Here is a 15,653-nt window from a genome sequence, read left to right as displayed (position 1 = left end):
CCGGAATCTTCGGTCACTTAAAGCGGCGAAACTTCGCACAGAAACCCGCTAAAATGTGCGGAAAACCGCACACCATGACCGGCTCCACCTCCTCCCCCCTTTCCCCGCCCGCTGGACCGCGCAGGTTGCCCTGGCCGTGGCGCGTGGCCCTGGCGCTGCTGGCTGTCGCCGTGGTCACGTTCACGCTGCACGCGGCAACGCAGTGGGCGCGTGACGGCGCCCTTCGCGAGGCCGCCATCCAGGCGCGCAGCACGGGCCAGATAAATGCCGCTTTATTGCGCAACAACCTCGACAAATTCCGCGCACTGCCCTTCGTGCTGACTCAGGACGTCGACTTGCGCGCCGCACTGCAAGGCGGCAGCACCAGGCAAATCGAGGCCCTGGACGAGAAACTCGAATCCCTGAGCCGCGGGGTTGGCGCCTCCGCCATCTACGTTCTGGACAAGAAAGGTCTGGCCATCGCCGCCAGCAACTGGCGCGAGCCCGCCACTTTCGTCGGAATCGGCTACGAATTCCGCCCTTATTTTCAAGGGTCGGTCGCGCACGGCGCCGCCGAACATTTCGCGCTCGGCACGGTCAGTCACGAAGCCGGCCTGTATCTGTCGCGTCGGGTCGACGACGCGCAGGGCGTGATGCTGGGCGTGGTGGTCTTGAAGGTCGACTTCCGGGATCTCGAAGCCGACTGGCGTCAGGCCAACGCCGTCATCTTCGTCACCGACGAGCACGGCGTGGTGCTGCTCGGCAATATTCCAGATTGGCGTTTCAGAGTCCTGTCGCCGCTGCCGCCTGCGCTGGCGCAAACGCTGCGCACCAGCCTGCAGTTTGGCGACGCCAAGTTTCAGCCGCTGCCTGTCTCACCGCGCCTGCAAGCCGCCAGCAACGGGCAACTCGTCCGCACCGACGACGCCTTGCCCCGCGCCGCCGCGGGCACGCCTTTGCTGCACACCACCCTGCCGGTCACCGAATCGCCCGGCTGGACACTGCACCAGTTGTCCCCCATCCAGGCGGCCATGAACCAGGCCAGCGCCAATGCCCAACTCGGGGCATTGCTCACCCAAGGCGTGCTCGCGGCGCTGATCGGCGTGGTGCTTTACCGCCGCCACCGCAACCAGGAGCGGGCCGAGCAGCAAGCAGCCGTCCAGCAACAGCTCGCGGCATTGGTCGACGAGCGCACCGCGCAATTGCGCGACGTGAACGCCAAGCTAGTCGGCGAAATGGACGAGCGCCAACGCGCCGAAACGCAGCTTCACACCATGAAGGACGAACTGGTGCAGGCCAGCAAACTGGCATTGCTGGGCCAGGTGGCCGCCGGCGTCGCGCACGAAGTCAACCAACCCGTCGCCGCCATACGCGCCTACGCAGACAACGCCACCGAATTTCTGCGGCGCCACGACGAAGGCGCCGTCCGGGAAAACCTCGGCACCATCGCGGCATTGACCGATCGCATCGGCCACATCACCGGCGAGCTACGCGCCTTTTCGCGCAAGGCCGGTGCGACTGTCGGCCCGACGGATCTGATGGAGGCGCTCGAAGGCGCAATCCTGCTCGTTGGCCCGCGTGCCCGGCGCCAGGGCGTCACGCTGCAAAGCCCGCCCCGCAACCACAACTGCCGCGTCCAGGCGAACCGGGTCAGGCTTGAACAGGTGCTGGTCAATCTTTTGCAGAACGGGCTCGAGGCCCTCGAAGGCACGGAAAACGGCCGGATTGTCATCGCCCTGCAAGACCTGGGCGAATCCGTTCAGATACAGGTTCACGACAACGGTCCCGGACTCTCCGACGAGGCCCGCGCCCGCTTGTTCACCCCGTTTCACACGACCAAACCAGATGGCCTGGGCCTGGGCCTTGTCATCAGCCGCGACATCGTCGCCGAGTTCGGCGGCGAACTGCGCGCCGCGCGCGCAGGCGACGCCAGCTTGTCGTCTCCCCATGCGCCCGGCAGCGGCGCCTTGTTCATCCTGACCCTGCGCAAGGCGCCGGACCAGACCCACCGCACCGAGCACTCCACATGACGCGCGCCCCTGATCTCCAGCTCCCCGCCACGATCGTCTCCGACGACCCCATGCAGCGGCCAGTGGCCCCTCACGCCGTCTTCATCGACGATGACGACGAACTGCGCCGCGCCGCGCTCCAAACCCTGAAGCTGCACGGCATCTCGGTGGCGGCCCACGGCAGTGCCCGCGCCGCGTTACCGGCGTTGGACCGCAACTTCGATGGGGTGGTGGTCACCGACATCCGCATGCCGGACATGGACGGACTCGAACTCTTCCAGCGGCTGCGCAACATTGATCCCGATATCCCGGTCATCCTGATCACCGGCCATGGCGACATCGCCACAGCCGTTCAGTGCATGCGCGAAGGCGCGTATGACTTCCTGTCCAAGCCCTACCCCGCCGACCGCCTGGTCGCCGCCATCAGCCACGCCGCCGAAAAGCGGCGGCTGGTCCTCGAAAACCGCCGTCTCCGCGAAGCCGCTTTCAACGTCGAGGCCGACGAGGTGCCGTTCATCGGCACCACGCCCGCCATGCAACGCATCAAGCAGACGTTGCGCCATATCGCGGACGCCGACGTCGACGTGCTCGTCGAAGGCGAAACCGGCACCGGCAAGGAAGTCGTCGCCACAGCCCTGCACCGCCTGAGCCGCCGCCGGCACCGGCCGCTCGTCGCCATCAACTGCGGCGCCTTGCCAGAAAGCGTCATCGAAAGCGAACTCTTCGGCCACGAGCCTGGCGCTTTCACCGGCGCACAAAAGAAACGCATCGGCCGCATCGAACACGCCAGCGGCGGCACCTTGTTCCTCGACGAGATCGAAAGCATGCCGCTCGCCGTCCAGGTCAAGCTGCTGCGCGTGCTCGAATCCCGCCAGATCACCCCGCTTGGCAGCAACGAAGTCCGCAATCTCGACCTGCGCGTGGTCGCCGCCACTAAAGAAGACCTGGGCAGCCCCGCCATCCGCGCCAAGTTCCGCGAGGACCTCTTCTACCGCCTGAACGTCGTCACGATCCGGCTGCCCCCGCTGCGCGAGCGCCGCGAAGACATCCCGCTGCTCTTCGCACACTATCTCGGCCACGCCGCGCGCCGCTTTCATCGCGACATCCCTGACATGCCCGCCTCGATCCGTCAGCACCTCATGACGCACGACTGGCCCGGCAACGTGCGTGAACTCGCTCACTTCGCAGAACGCTTCGTGCTGGGCGTCCTCAATGGCCCGGCACCTGATACGGCTCCGGCGCCCGCCGGCTCGCTCAGCCTTCCCGAACGCATGGAAAACTACGAGGCACAGATCATCCGCGATGCCCTCGCCGCACACCGCGGCGACATCAAAGCCACGCTCGACACCCTGGGCATACCGCGCAAAACGTTCTACGACAAACTCCAGCGCCACGGCATCGACCGCCAGGAATACGTGGCCCCGCCTAGCGGCGCCATCTAGCGCAAGCCCCACACCGCAGTCATCTTCAAGACCCGCGCGGCGCACAGATCCCTTTACGACACCAAAAACAAAACCCCCTCGCGGCGCCAGCCGCGAGGGGGTTTTTAATTACTTTCCGGATACCGCATTCCCGGCACCGCATTTTCGATACTGGAATCCCAATGCAGTATTCCCGACGCCACAAAAACAAAACCCCGCAGGGGATACCTGCGGGGTTTTGAGCAATAAAAGCCTGACGATGACCTACTTTCACAGACGTCCGTCCACTATCATCGGCGCAAAGGCGTTTCACTGTCCTGTTCGGGATGGGAAGGAGTGGGACCACCTTGCTATGGTCGTCAGGCGTAACTGGTTGAGCAGTTGCGGGTTAGGCAACGGCTCCAATCTTGGAAGAAGCGCAACGCGTGGCGATCAGAGCCTGGGGCTCGATGATCAGCGCACGGTGGGGTGTAATTGTGTTGGCTGGCTGCTGACGGTGCAGCCAGTATTTTGTATTGAACGACACTTGGAACGCTATATCACCAGGTCAATAACCATCAGTGTTATAGGATCAAGCCTCACGGGCAATTAGTATCGGTTAGCTTAACGCATTACTGCGCTTCCACACCCGACCTATCAACGTCCTGGTCTCGAACGACCCTTCAGGGGGATCAAGTCCCCGGGATACCTAATCTTCAGACGAGTTTCCCGCTTAGATGCCTTCAGCGGTTATCTCTTCCGTACTTAGCTACCCGGCAATGCCATTGGCATGACAACCGGTACACCAGAGGTACGTCCACTCCGGTCCTCTCGTACTAGGAGCAGGCTCCGTCAAGTATCCAACGCCCACGGCAGATAGGGACCAAACTGTCTCACGACGTTTTAAACCCAGCTCACGTACCTCTTTAAATGGCGAACAGCCATACCCTTGGGACCGGCTACAGCCCCAGGATGAGATGAGCCGACATCGAGGTGCCAAACACCGCCGTCGATATGAACTCTTGGGCGGTATCAGCCTGTTATCCCCAGAGTACCTTTTATCCGTTGAGCGATGGCCCTTCCATTCAGAACCACCGGATCACTATGTCCTGCTTTCGCACCTGTTCGACTTGTCAGTCTCACAGTCAAGCACGCTTATGCCATTGCACTATCAGCACGATTTCCGACCGTACCTAGCGTACCTTCGAACTCCTCCGTTACACTTTGGGAGGAGACCGCCCCAGTCAAACTGCCCACCATGCACTGTCCCCGATCCGGATAACGGACCAAGGTTAGAACCGCAAACAAACCAGGGTGGTATTTCAAGGATGGCTCCACGTGATCTAGCGACCACGCTTCAAAGCCTCCCACCTATCCTACACAGGCCGGTTCACAGTCCAATGCAAAGCTACAGTAAAGGTTCATGGGGTCTTTCCGTCTAGCCGCGGGTAGATTGCATCATCACAAACACTTCAACTTCGCTGAGTCTCAGGAGGAGACAGTGTGGCCATCGTTACGCCATTCGTGCAGGTCGGAACTTACCCGACAAGGAATTTCGCTACCTTAGGACCGTTATAGTTACGGCCGCCGTTTACCGGGGCTTCGATCAAGAGCTTGCACCCCATCACTTAACCTTCCGGCACCGGGCAGGCGTCACACCCTATACGTCGACTTTCGTCTTTGCAGAGTGCTGTGTTTTTAATAAACAGTCGCAGCCACCGATTCTCTGCGACCCCATCATGCTAAGCGCGCAGGCGCTTCACACTACCGGGGTATACCTTCTCCCGAAGTTACGGTATCAATTTGCCGAGTTCCTTCTCCTGAGTTCTCTCAAGCGCCTTGGAATATTCATCCCGTCCACCTGTGTCGGTTTGCGGTACGGTCTCGTACAGCTGAAGCTTAGAGGCTTTTCTTGGAACCACTTCCGATCACTTCGCAAGCAATGCTCGCTCGTGCCATACCCTTGATTTACGCGCCCGGATTTGCCTAAGCGCCATCTTCGATACAGCAACAGGGACATCCAACACCCTGATGATTTTCCGCGATCCGTCCCCCCATCGCACTGTACGACGGTGCTGGAATATTAACCAGCTTCCCATCAGCTACGCATCTCTGCCTCGCCTTAGGGGCCGACTCACCCTGCGCCGATGAACGTTGCGCAGGAAACCTTGGACTTACGGCGAGGGGGCTTTTCACCCCCTTTATCGCTACTCATGTCAGCATTCGCACTTCTGATACCTCCAGCAGCCTTTACAAGCCACCTTCGCAGGCTTACAGAACGCTCTCCTACCGCGTGCACTAAAAGTGCACACCCGCAGCTTCGGTTTATCGCTTAGCCCCGTTACATCTTCCGCGCAGGACGACTCGATCAGTGAGCTATTACGCTTTCTTTAAAGGATGGCTGCTTCTAAGCCAACCTCCTGACTGTCTATGCCTTCCCACTTCGTTTCCCACTTAGCGATAATTCGGGACCTTAGCTGGCGGTCTGGGTTGTTTCCCTCTTGAGTCCGGACGTTAGCACCCGGTGCTCTGTCTCCCAAGCTGTACTTGCGGGTATTCGGAGTTTGCCATAGTTTGGTAAGTCGCCATGACCCCCTAGCTATAACAGTGCTCTACCCCCCGCAGTAATACTTGAGGCACTACCTAAATAGTTTTCGGAGAGAACCAGCTATTTCCAGATTTGTTTAGCCTTTCACCCCTATCCACAGCTCATCCCCTAATTTTTCAACATTAGTGGGTTCGGTCCTCCAGCACGTGTTACCGTGCCTTCAACCTGGCCATGGATAGATCATCTGGTTTCGGGTCTACACCCAGCGACTGAATCGCCCTATTCGGACTCGCTTTCGCTACGGCTTCCCTATTCGGTTAACCTTGCCACTGAATGTAAGTCGCTGACCCATTATACAAAAGGTACGCAGTCACCCCACAAGGAGGCTCCTACTGTTTGTATGCATACGGTTTCAGGATCTATTTCACTCCCCTTCCGGGGTTCTTTTCGCCTTTCCCTCACGGTACTGGTTCACTATCGGTCGATCACGAGTATTTAGCCTTGGAGGATGGTCCCCCCATCTTCAAACAGGATTTCACGTGTCCCGCCCTACTTGTCTTACGCTTAGTTCCACACACAGAATTTCGTCTACAGGGCTATCACCTGCTACGGCCGGACTTTCCATTCCGTTCGACTATCCTGCGCGCTAAAACGTAAAGGCTCATCCGATTTCGCTCGCCACTACTTTCGGAATCTCGGTTGATTTCTTTTCCTCGAGCTACTGAGATGTTTCAGTTCACCCGGTTCGCTTCCACTAGCCTATGTATTCAGCTAGGGATACTGCATTGCTGCAGTGGGTTTCCCCATTCGGATATCTGCGGATCAAAGCTTGTTTGCCAGCTCCCCGCAGCTTTTCGCAGGCTACTACGTCCTTCATCGCCTGTGATCGCCAAGGCATCCACCATATGCACTTAGTCGCTTGATCCTATAACGCTGTAGGCTATAGGACCTGAGTATTAGCGTTTGTGCCGTTCATAAGTTTCAAAGCAGTCTGAGGCTTGTCACCCCAGTCTTGAGAACTTGGAACAAAAATAATGCAATCACAACCCGTGCCCATCTTCATCAGCAACGCTGATTACTTGATGAACACATTTTCGTTGTGCTTCTTCCAGATTGTTAAAGAACAAATATAGCTGTTGGGTAAAACCCAACTCATAACGTCGTGACTGACGACACTATGAGTTGGCCTCTACATCGCCACCGGCGATCAATGAGAATCAATGGTGGAGGTGAACGGGATCGAACCGATGACATCCTGCTTGCAAAGCAGGCGCTCTCCCAGCTGAGCTACACCCCCATATTTCGCTTGCCGCGAAATACCTGGTGGGTCTGGTTGGATTCGAACCAACGACCCCCGCCTTATCAAGACGGTGCTCTAACCGACTGAGCTACAGACCCAAAACCTTCTCGGATCAGTAGTCAGGAAGCTGAAGACCTAGGGAAGATTCCCTCGACCCAAGCCTACAACTGATCCCAGCTATATCAAACAACCGATAAGAGTGGACGCTTAACACGAGCACGTAAGCTCTGAAAGGAGGTGATCCAGCCGCACCTTCCGATACGGCTACCTTGTTACGACTTCACCCCAGTCATGAATCCTACCGTGGTAATCGCCCTCCTTGCGGTTAGGCTAACTACTTCTGGTAAAACCCACTCCCATGGTGTGACGGGCGGTGTGTACAAGACCCGGGAACGTATTCACCGCGACATGCTGATCCGCGATTACTAGCGATTCCGACTTCACGCAGTCGAGTTGCAGACTGCGATCCGGACTACGATCGGGTTTCTGGGATTGGCTCCCCCTCGCGGGTTGGCGACCCTCTGTCCCGACCATTGTATGACGTGTGAAGCCCTACCCATAAGGGCCATGAGGACTTGACGTCATCCCCACCTTCCTCCGGTTTGTCACCGGCAGTCTCATTAGAGTGCCCTTTCGTAGCAACTAATGACAAGGGTTGCGCTCGTTGCGGGACTTAACCCAACATCTCACGACACGAGCTGACGACAGCCATGCAGCACCTGTGTTCCGGTTCTCTTGCGAGCACTGCCAAATCTCTTCGGCATTCCAGACATGTCAAGGGTAGGTAAGGTTTTTCGCGTTGCATCGAATTAATCCACATCATCCACCGCTTGTGCGGGTCCCCGTCAATTCCTTTGAGTTTTAATCTTGCGACCGTACTCCCCAGGCGGTCAACTTCACGCGTTAGCTGCGCTACCAAGGCCCGAAGGCCCCAACAGCTAGTTGACATCGTTTAGGGCGTGGACTACCAGGGTATCTAATCCTGTTTGCTCCCCACGCTTTCGTGCATGAGCGTCAGTGTTATCCCAGGAGGCTGCCTTCGCCATCGGTGTTCCTCCGCATATCTACGCATTTCACTGCTACACGCGGAATTCCACCTCCCTCTGACACACTCTAGCTCGGTAGTTAAAAATGCAGTTCCAAAGTTAAGCTCTGGGATTTCACATCTTTCTTTCCGAACCGCCTGCGCACGCTTTACGCCCAGTAATTCCGATTAACGCTTGCACCCTACGTATTACCGCGGCTGCTGGCACGTAGTTAGCCGGTGCTTATTCTGCAGGTACCGTCAGTTTCCCGGGGTATTAACCCGGAACGTTTCTTTCCTGCCAAAAGTGCTTTACAACCCGAAGGCCTTCATCGCACACGCGGGATGGCTGGATCAGGGTTTCCCCCATTGTCCAAAATTCCCCACTGCTGCCTCCCGTAGGAGTCTGGGCCGTGTCTCAGTCCCAGTGTGGCTGGTCGTCCTCTCAAACCAGCTACGGATCGTCGCCTTGGTGAGCCGTTACCCCACCAACTAGCTAATCCGATATCGGCCGCTCTAATAGTGCAAGGTCTTACGATCCCCTGCTTTCCCCCGTAGGGCGTATGCGGTATTAGCTACGCTTTCGCGTAGTTATCCCCCGCTACTAGGCACGTTCCGATACATTACTCACCCGTTCGCCACTCGCCACCAGACCGAAGTCCGTGCTGCCGTTCGACTTGCATGTGTAAGGCATCCCGCTAGCGTTCAATCTGAGCCAGGATCAAACTCTTCAGTTTAATCTCTGTATTTGTTTCGTATTCTTGGTCTGAATAAATTCAAACCAGGTCATACGTCGCTACTCAAAGGAAGTGAGGTATGTTCTTAAACTTGACGTCTAAGGCACTTCACTTCTAGTGAGCACTTGATTTCTTGTGCTTGCGATAAGGCCGAAACCCAATCGCTGCACTCGCATCAAGCGCCCACACTTATCGGTTGTTTAATTGTTAAAGAGCGGTACTGCTAAATTCTGTACTACTGGTTTCTGCCTTCAACTTCGACTAACTTCGCTTTCGCGTCGTCGCTGTCGCTGCAGCAGAGAAGCGAGATTATGAAGAAGTTTTTATCGCTTGTCAAGTCAGCTTCGCTTTTGCTTTACGCAGTTGCGTCGCTTGCTTGCGGCGACCTCTTCAGACCTCGCCAGGACTTTTGTCCTAGCCTAGCAGATATTGAAACTTCAGGGTAAACCCTAAGTTTTCAGTAACTGCCAAGTTCAAAACTATAGCACAATTTATGCAGATCTTGCAACTGGCTTCTGCCTGATTTGCGTCGATCCTTGCAATAACCGCTTGGCGCTCATTACTGATTGCCGCTGCGGCAGGTGAAAGTGGGTTGCCCCGTTACCTGTTGCACTTGCTTGGCTTCGCGTCTCAAAACTGTCTGAGCGGCGAAGGAGCGAGACTATAGCACAGAATTTTGGACTGTCACGCCAGTGTCGCAAATTTGTTGATGGAAAGGCAGTCAGGCTGGCGCCGACGCCCTGCTCCGTGGAAGGAGGCACGGGCCGTCAGTGGCCGCGCCTATATATATAGATAGCGGCAGCCCCTGCTTGTGGGACTAGTATGTACGTTTACTATTCGCCTGTAAGCCGCATCTGATTGGAGACAGATACCTCATGCCCCCTGCGATCGCCCTGAGCGAAGACATCCTGATCAACGTCACCCCGTTTGAAACCCGCGTTGCGCTGGTGGAACAGGGGTCGGTTCAGGAATTGCACGTCGAACGTAGCATCCAACGGGGCCACGTCGGCAATATCTATCTGGGTCGGGTCGTGCGGGTGCTGCCCGGCATGCAGAGCGCGTTCATCGACATTGGGCTGGAGCGGGCGGCGTTCATTCATATTGCGGACCTGCGCGAGAATCGCACCGAGCGCAGCCAGGGTTTGACGCCGACGCCAATCGAAAAGCTGATATTTGAGGGACAGACCCTCATGGTGCAGGTCGTGAAGGATCCGCTCGGCACCAAGGGCGCGCGGCTGTCGACGCAGATCAGCATGGCCGGGCGGATGCTGGTGTATCTGCCGCACGATCCGCACATCGGTATTTCGCAGAAGATCGATTCCGAGTCCGAACGCATCCAGTTGCGCGAACGTCTGCAAGCGCTGATGCCCTCGGACGAGAAAGGCGGGTTCATCGTGCGCACGCAGGCCGAGGGCGCCAACGACGCGGAGTTGACCGCCGACGTGGAATATCTGCGCAAGCTGTGGACGAGTGTCCAGGCGGCGGCCCGCACCCAGCCCGCCCCCGCGTTGTTGCACCAGGACCTGACGCTTGCCCAGCGCGTATTGCGCGACATGGTCGGCCCCGAGACCGGGTCGATCCTGGTGGATTCACGCACGACGACTGCCGCGATGCTGGAATGGGCGCGTGTGTACACGCCTTCGGTGGTTGACCGCATCAAGCATTACAGCGGCGAGCGCCCCCTGTTCGACACCGCCAACGTGGATGACGAGATTGCGCGCGCGCTGTCGCGCCGGGTCGACCTGAAGTCGGGCGGCTATCTGATCATTGACCAGACGGAGGCGTTGACCACGGTGGACGTCAATACCGGCGGGTTTGTGGGAGGCCGCAATTTCGACGACACGATCTTCAAGACGAACCTTGAGGCGGCACAGGCAATTGCGCGGCAGCTGCGGCTGCGCAACCTGGGGGGAATCGTGATCCTGGACTTCATTGACATGGAGGAACAGGAACATCGCGACACCGTGCTGGCGGAGCTGAAGAAGGCGTTGTCGCGCGATCGGACTCGCATGACCGTCAATGGATTCACGCAACTGGGGCTGGTGGAAATGACGCGCAAGCGCACGCGCGATTCGCTGGCGCACCAGCTTTGCGAGCCCTGCCCCATGTGCGAGTCGCGCGGCAATGTGCGTACGCCGCGCACGGTCTGTTATGAAATCCTGCGCGAGATTCTGCGCGAGGCACGGCAATTCAATCCCAAGGAATTTCGCATTCTTGCCTCGCAGGAAGTGGTGGACCTTTTTCTGGAAGAGGAAAGCCAGCATTTGGCGATGCTGGGCGACTTTGTGGGCAAGCGCGTGTCGCTGGAAGTGGAAGCGGCGTATTCGCAGGAGAAGTACGACATCATCCTCGTTTGACGGCATAAGAAGAATGCCTAGTCATCGGACCGACGGAAGAGCCGCGCCTGCAAGCGCGGCTTTTTTCATTGGGGCGCGGCAGGATGGGGGCCATCGGGAGGCCGAAATGGCGATATGCCTGCGCGCCCATTGATGCGCGCGTTTAAGCCGTGAACCGCGCTGGCGGCCGCTCTTCGCCAAGTCCGCATTCAGCGCGCGTGCGAGAGCAAGGACCCATACCCGAATCGCGAACAGGCTTCAACTCGATATGTGTGGATTTTGTGACTTAACAATTCGTTTGAAATGATTTCTGAAACGGATGGCGACAAGTAAGGGTTATCGATAAGCTGCGGGCGCTTTGCCGGGTCGGTTACCGCCCCGGCGCTTTTCCCTTAGTCATTCGGAGGTCATTGCAATGAAGTCCCTATTCCGTCCGTTCCTGGTTCTGGTCGCGGCCCTGCCGCTGATGCTGGCAGCCTGCGGCGACAAGGAGCCCGAGCAGCGCGCGGCGTTCACGCAGTTCCTGCAGACGCGCATCGTGGACAAGCCGGGCGTGCGTGTGCCGAAGCTGACGGAGGAAGAAAAGAAGTCCTTCGGCGACTACGCGGCCCACTACGCCATCATCACCGACTTCAATGCCGGCATGGATGCGTCGGTCAAGCCGCTGTCGGGGATCCTGCAGAAAGGTCAGGTGCGCTCGGTGAACGATATCGTCACGCGCCGCGAGGACCTGAAGTCCGTGCGTGCCGGTCTGAACGACATGAACGCGGCGCTGAAAGAGCATCGCGCCAAGGCCGACGCGGCTCACGCCCAGCTCAAGCAGCCTGAGGACCTGAAGGCCGTGTACGACAAGGCCTACGAGAAGACCATCACCCTGCCGGCCGACACCTTTGGCGACGTGCTGCCGCAGATCAACGCCACCTACGACGTCACCCTGAAGATCGCCGACTACGTGGAAGCGAACAAGTCGAAGATCGAGATCTCGGGCAACAGCGTGACGGTGACCGATCCTGCCGTGCAAGCCGAGCTGAACAAGCTGCTGCAAGAGATGAACGCACAGGCCAAGAATGTGCAGCAGGCACAGACGCGCCTGCAGGCCGTGATCATGGGCCGTTAAGCACCGCTCAAGCACACTGCGCCACGCATCACCCCGCCGTCACCGAAAGGTGCGGCGGGGTTTTTCTTGCCATGTCGATAATCAGGCTGGCGCCGACGCGACGCGATTGCGGCCCGCGGCCTTGGCCTGGTAAACGGCCGCATCGGCGGCTTCCACAAGGGCGGCCGAAACGTCGTCGCCTAGCGGCACGACCGTGGCCACGCCGACGCTGACGGTGACGATACCGCCTTCGTTGTCTTCATGCGGAATGGCCAGGTCCTCGACCGCGCGCCGGATACTTTCGGCGATGACCAGCGCCTGTTCGCGGCGCGTGTCGGGCAGCAGCACCACGAACTCTTCGCCGCCGTATCGGGCTGCCAGATCGCGAGGCCGGCGAGCCTTGTTCTGAAGCGCAAGCGCCAGCATCTTGAGCAGCGCGTCGCCTTCCTGGTGGCCATAGCGGTCGTTGTAAAGCTTGAAGCGGTCGGCATCCAGGAACAGCAGCGACAGCGGCGCGCGATCGCGACGCGCGGCCGCCCATTCCCGATCGAGTACCTCGTCAAAGGTGCGCCGGTTGGCGATACCGGTGAGTCCGTCCGTCTGGGCCTGACGCGCCAATTGCGCCTCGAACGCCTGCCGCCAGCGCATCTCGCGACGAAAGAGGAGGATCTGCGCCATCACCGATGCAAAGAGCGCCAAGGTCACGGGCACGATCAGGGCGGCGCGGCGCACCCAGGGTTCGAGCAGATCGTCGACGGCCAACGCCACGTCGATCACCAGCGGCGTGCGCTCGATGGCGTCGAACGCATAGAGACGATTGACGCCCTCGGGCGACAGCACGCCGACAAATGCGCGCAAGGCATCGCCGCCCTGGACAGCAAAGTCAGGGGCGGCGATCAGCGCAAGTGACGGGAATTTTTGCCCGGGAAGATGCCCGGGCACGCGCGGAAAGACAGCAGCCGGGCGCGGCGCGCCCGAGGCGGGGCTTTCAGGACAGCGCGGCGGCTGCGATGCGGAACGGGAAGGCCTTGGCCCCGCGTGCCTTGTCGGTCTCGCGGTGGGCGTTGATGGCCCAGGCGGGCCCTGCCCCGCCGGCCTGCGCCATCAATTGGCGGGTAAGCACGCCAGAGAATCCGCAACGAAGCGTCATGGCCTGACGCCGGGCAAGCTCGATTCCGATGGCGTGCGACGTAGTCGAATTACGGTCCGTTTGCAGCATGGCAGCCCCCTGGCAAAAGCGCTTCCTGAGTGAAGCGTCATTGCGGATTAATCTACCCTAGCTGTTTGATTTTGCGCGTGAAATGATGCGTAAAGTAATGCAAAGATCCGGAAATGCACGCCGAAAAATAGCCGTCAGGCGGATGGACTGGGCGCCGCGTCGCCGGTTTCGCGGTCCGGCCGGTCATTGATGCCATCCGGTTGGCCCGTCATATTTCCGTAAAGCAGTGACCGGCCGGCGAACAGCCCGCCTGCCACCTCGAGTTCGAAGCGTTCGGTGTCGCGTTGCCGTACGTCCTGAATGACCTCCTCGGCCTCGTCGGGCGGCACGCCGATGGCGCGCAACGCCGCTTCGCCGAAGACCAGCGCCGATTCCAGGGTTTCGCGGACCTGGAAATCCACCCCTTCGCGGGCCAGCGCCAGCGAATGGATGCGGTCATAGGCCCGCACCACGACGCGCACCAGCGGGAATTCGGACTTGATGAGATGCACCATGTGGGTGGCGGCGCGCGGGTCGTCGATGCACACCAGGATGGCGCAGGCGTTTTCGGCGCCGGCCGAACGCAGCATGTCGGCGCGCGTACCGTCCCCGTAATACACCTTCACGCCCCACTTTGCCGCGGCGCGGATCGCGTCGGTGTCGGTGTCCAGGATCGAGACCTTTACCCCGCGTGCCAGCATTGCCTGCGTCACGATCTGGCCGAAACGGCCAAAACCCACGATCAGCGCGCAGCCGTCCAGGTCGCGAGCCACGTCCACGCCATCCATGGACGGCTTGGGTTTGGGCAGGAGCCAGCGCAAGGCCAGGACGCATAGCGGGGTGAGCGCCATGGAAATGATGACGACCGCGGTCAGCACCGCGCCCGTATGCGCGTCGAAGATGCCTTTGTCGGCGGCTGCGCTGTACAGCACGAAGGCAAACTCGCCGCCTTGCGCCAGCAACGCGCAACGGGTGATGGCTTCGGCATGGGTGGCGCGCAGCAGGCGCGCCACGATGTAGACGCCCACGGATTTGACTGCCATGAAAGCGACGACGCCCGCCAGGATGAGCGGCCATTCCCGCGCCACGGCCAGGAGGTCCAGCGACATGCCCACGCCCAGGAAGAACAGGCCGAGCAGGATGCCGCGAAAGGGCTCGATATCGGCTTCGAGCTGATGGCGGAATGTGGATTCGGACAGCAGGACACCAGCCAGGAACGCGCCCATGGCCATGGACAGGCCGCCCAGTTCCATCAGCAACGCGGCGCCCAGCACGACGAGCAATGCAGCCGCGGTCATCACTTCGCGGGCATGCGCCGCGGCCAGAAGACGGAACAGTGGATTGAGCAGCCACCGGCCCGCGGCCAGCAGCGCCAGAATGCAGCCGAGCGCAATGGCGGCCTGCCACCACGGATTGGCTTCGCTGCCGCTGCTTGCGGGAGCCAGCAAGGCGGCCAGCGCCAGCAGCGGGACGATCGCCAGGTCTTCGAGAAGAAGGATGGAGACGATGCGTTGGCCCTGCGCGCTGGTGGTCTCGTCGCGCTCGGCCAGGATCTGCATCACGATGGCCGTGGATGAAAGCACGAAACCCATCGCCGCCATGAAGGCCGCGGCGCCTGACAGGCCGGCCAGCAACCCGACGCCGGTAAGCAGCGCACCGCAAACCAGCACCTGCGCGACGCCCAGCCCGAAGATTTCGCCGCGCAGCTTCCAGAGGCGCGACGGCTGCATCTCCAGCCCGATGATGAAAAGAAACATCACCACGCCCAGTTCCGCGACGTGCAGGATGGATTTGGGATCGGTGAAAAACCCGATGCCGAACGGGCCTATCGCCAGGCCGGCCGCCAGATAGCCCAGGACCGAACCCAGTCCGAGACGCTTGAACAAGGGGACGGCAATCACCGCTGCGCCAAGCAGAACGACGACGTTGAGGACTTGATTGCCTTCGGAAGGCAGGGCCATGGAGCGCTCCTGGTTGGCATGGCGGGCCGAAGCGCCTGGGACGCCGCCCAGCCCGCTATGCGCAG

At 59.7% G+C, this 15,653-nt stretch carries 7 protein-coding genes, 2 tRNA genes and 3 rRNA genes; 4 read left to right on the top strand and 8 right to left on the bottom strand.

What is annotated here, in order from left to right:
• The first annotated feature begins 74 nt into the window (after window positions 1-74).
• Together QEP15_RS08030 and QEP15_RS08025 are read left to right on the top strand one after the other, a co-directional pair.
• Window positions 75-2,009 (top strand): sensor histidine kinase, encoded by a 1,935-nt coding sequence (locus tag QEP15_RS08030; protein WP_280148625.1) that lies wholly within the window; start codon window positions 75-77, stop codon window positions 2,007-2,009.
• A 50-nt stretch (window positions 2,010-2,059) separates the two neighbouring features.
• A complete protein-coding gene (locus QEP15_RS08025) occupies window positions 2,060-3,430 on the top strand; it encodes a sigma-54-dependent transcriptional regulator (protein WP_280148894.1) in 1,371 nt (456 codons plus the stop codon).
• A 230-nt stretch (window positions 3,431-3,660) separates the two neighbouring features.
• Here the strand turns inward: QEP15_RS08025 and rrf are convergent.
• From rrf to QEP15_RS08000, 5 genes are all read right to left on the bottom strand, one after another.
• A 5S ribosomal RNA gene (rrf, locus tag QEP15_RS08020) occupies window positions 3,661-3,773 on the bottom strand.
• 203 nt (window positions 3,774-3,976) lie between these two features.
• Window positions 3,977-6,861 (bottom strand): 23S ribosomal RNA (locus QEP15_RS08015).
• A 296-nt stretch (window positions 6,862-7,157) separates the two neighbouring features.
• A tRNA-Ala gene (locus tag QEP15_RS08010) sits at window positions 7,158-7,233 on the bottom strand.
• Between the two features lie 24 nt (window positions 7,234-7,257).
• A tRNA-Ile gene (locus QEP15_RS08005) sits at window positions 7,258-7,334 on the bottom strand.
• Between the two features lie 132 nt (window positions 7,335-7,466).
• Window positions 7,467-8,997, bottom strand: a 16S ribosomal RNA gene (locus tag QEP15_RS08000).
• Together the 16S, 23S and 5S rRNA genes with 2 tRNA genes alongside form the textbook arrangement of a ribosomal RNA operon.
• A gap of 893 nt (window positions 8,998-9,890) precedes the next feature.
• On the opposite strand from QEP15_RS08000, the gene rng reads away from it, so the two are divergent.
• Entirely contained in the window at window positions 9,891-11,354 is a 1,464-nt protein-coding gene (gene rng, locus QEP15_RS07995; RefSeq protein WP_056320252.1) for a ribonuclease G, read from the top strand.
• A gap of 394 nt (window positions 11,355-11,748) precedes the next feature.
• On the top strand, window positions 11,749-12,450 hold the full coding sequence (locus QEP15_RS07990) for a DUF3053 domain-containing protein (RefSeq protein ID WP_056320219.1): 702 nt from the start codon (window positions 11,749-11,751) through the stop codon (window positions 12,448-12,450).
• 81 nt (window positions 12,451-12,531) lie between these two features.
• On the opposite strand, the gene QEP15_RS07985 is transcribed toward QEP15_RS07990, so the two are convergent.
• From QEP15_RS07985 to QEP15_RS07975, 3 genes are all read right to left on the bottom strand, one after another.
• Window positions 12,532-13,287, bottom strand: a complete 756-nt coding sequence (locus QEP15_RS07985; protein ID WP_254636905.1) for a diguanylate cyclase — start codon at window positions 13,285-13,287, stop codon at window positions 12,532-12,534.
• 130 nt (window positions 13,288-13,417) lie between these two features.
• On the bottom strand, window positions 13,418-13,648 hold the full coding sequence (locus tag QEP15_RS07980) for a hypothetical protein (protein ID WP_062838401.1): 231 nt from the start codon (window positions 13,646-13,648) through the stop codon (window positions 13,418-13,420).
• Window positions 13,649-13,782: 134 nt separating this feature from the next.
• The gene (locus QEP15_RS07975; protein ID WP_152383887.1) at window positions 13,783-15,588 is read right to left on the bottom strand and encodes a monovalent cation:proton antiporter-2 (CPA2) family protein; all 1,806 of its coding nucleotides are present in this window, start codon (window positions 15,586-15,588) and stop codon (window positions 13,783-13,785) included.
• Between the last annotated feature and the right edge of the window lie 65 nt (window positions 15,589-15,653).

Origin of the sequence: Achromobacter mucicolens (genome assembly GCF_029866465.1) — a bacterium.
In the GTDB taxonomy this organism is placed as follows: domain Bacteria; phylum Pseudomonadota; class Gammaproteobacteria; order Burkholderiales; family Burkholderiaceae_B; genus Achromobacter; species Achromobacter mucicolens.
Note: the sequence above shows the minus strand (reverse complement) of the source record. Positions and strands in the feature narration are given on the sequence as shown.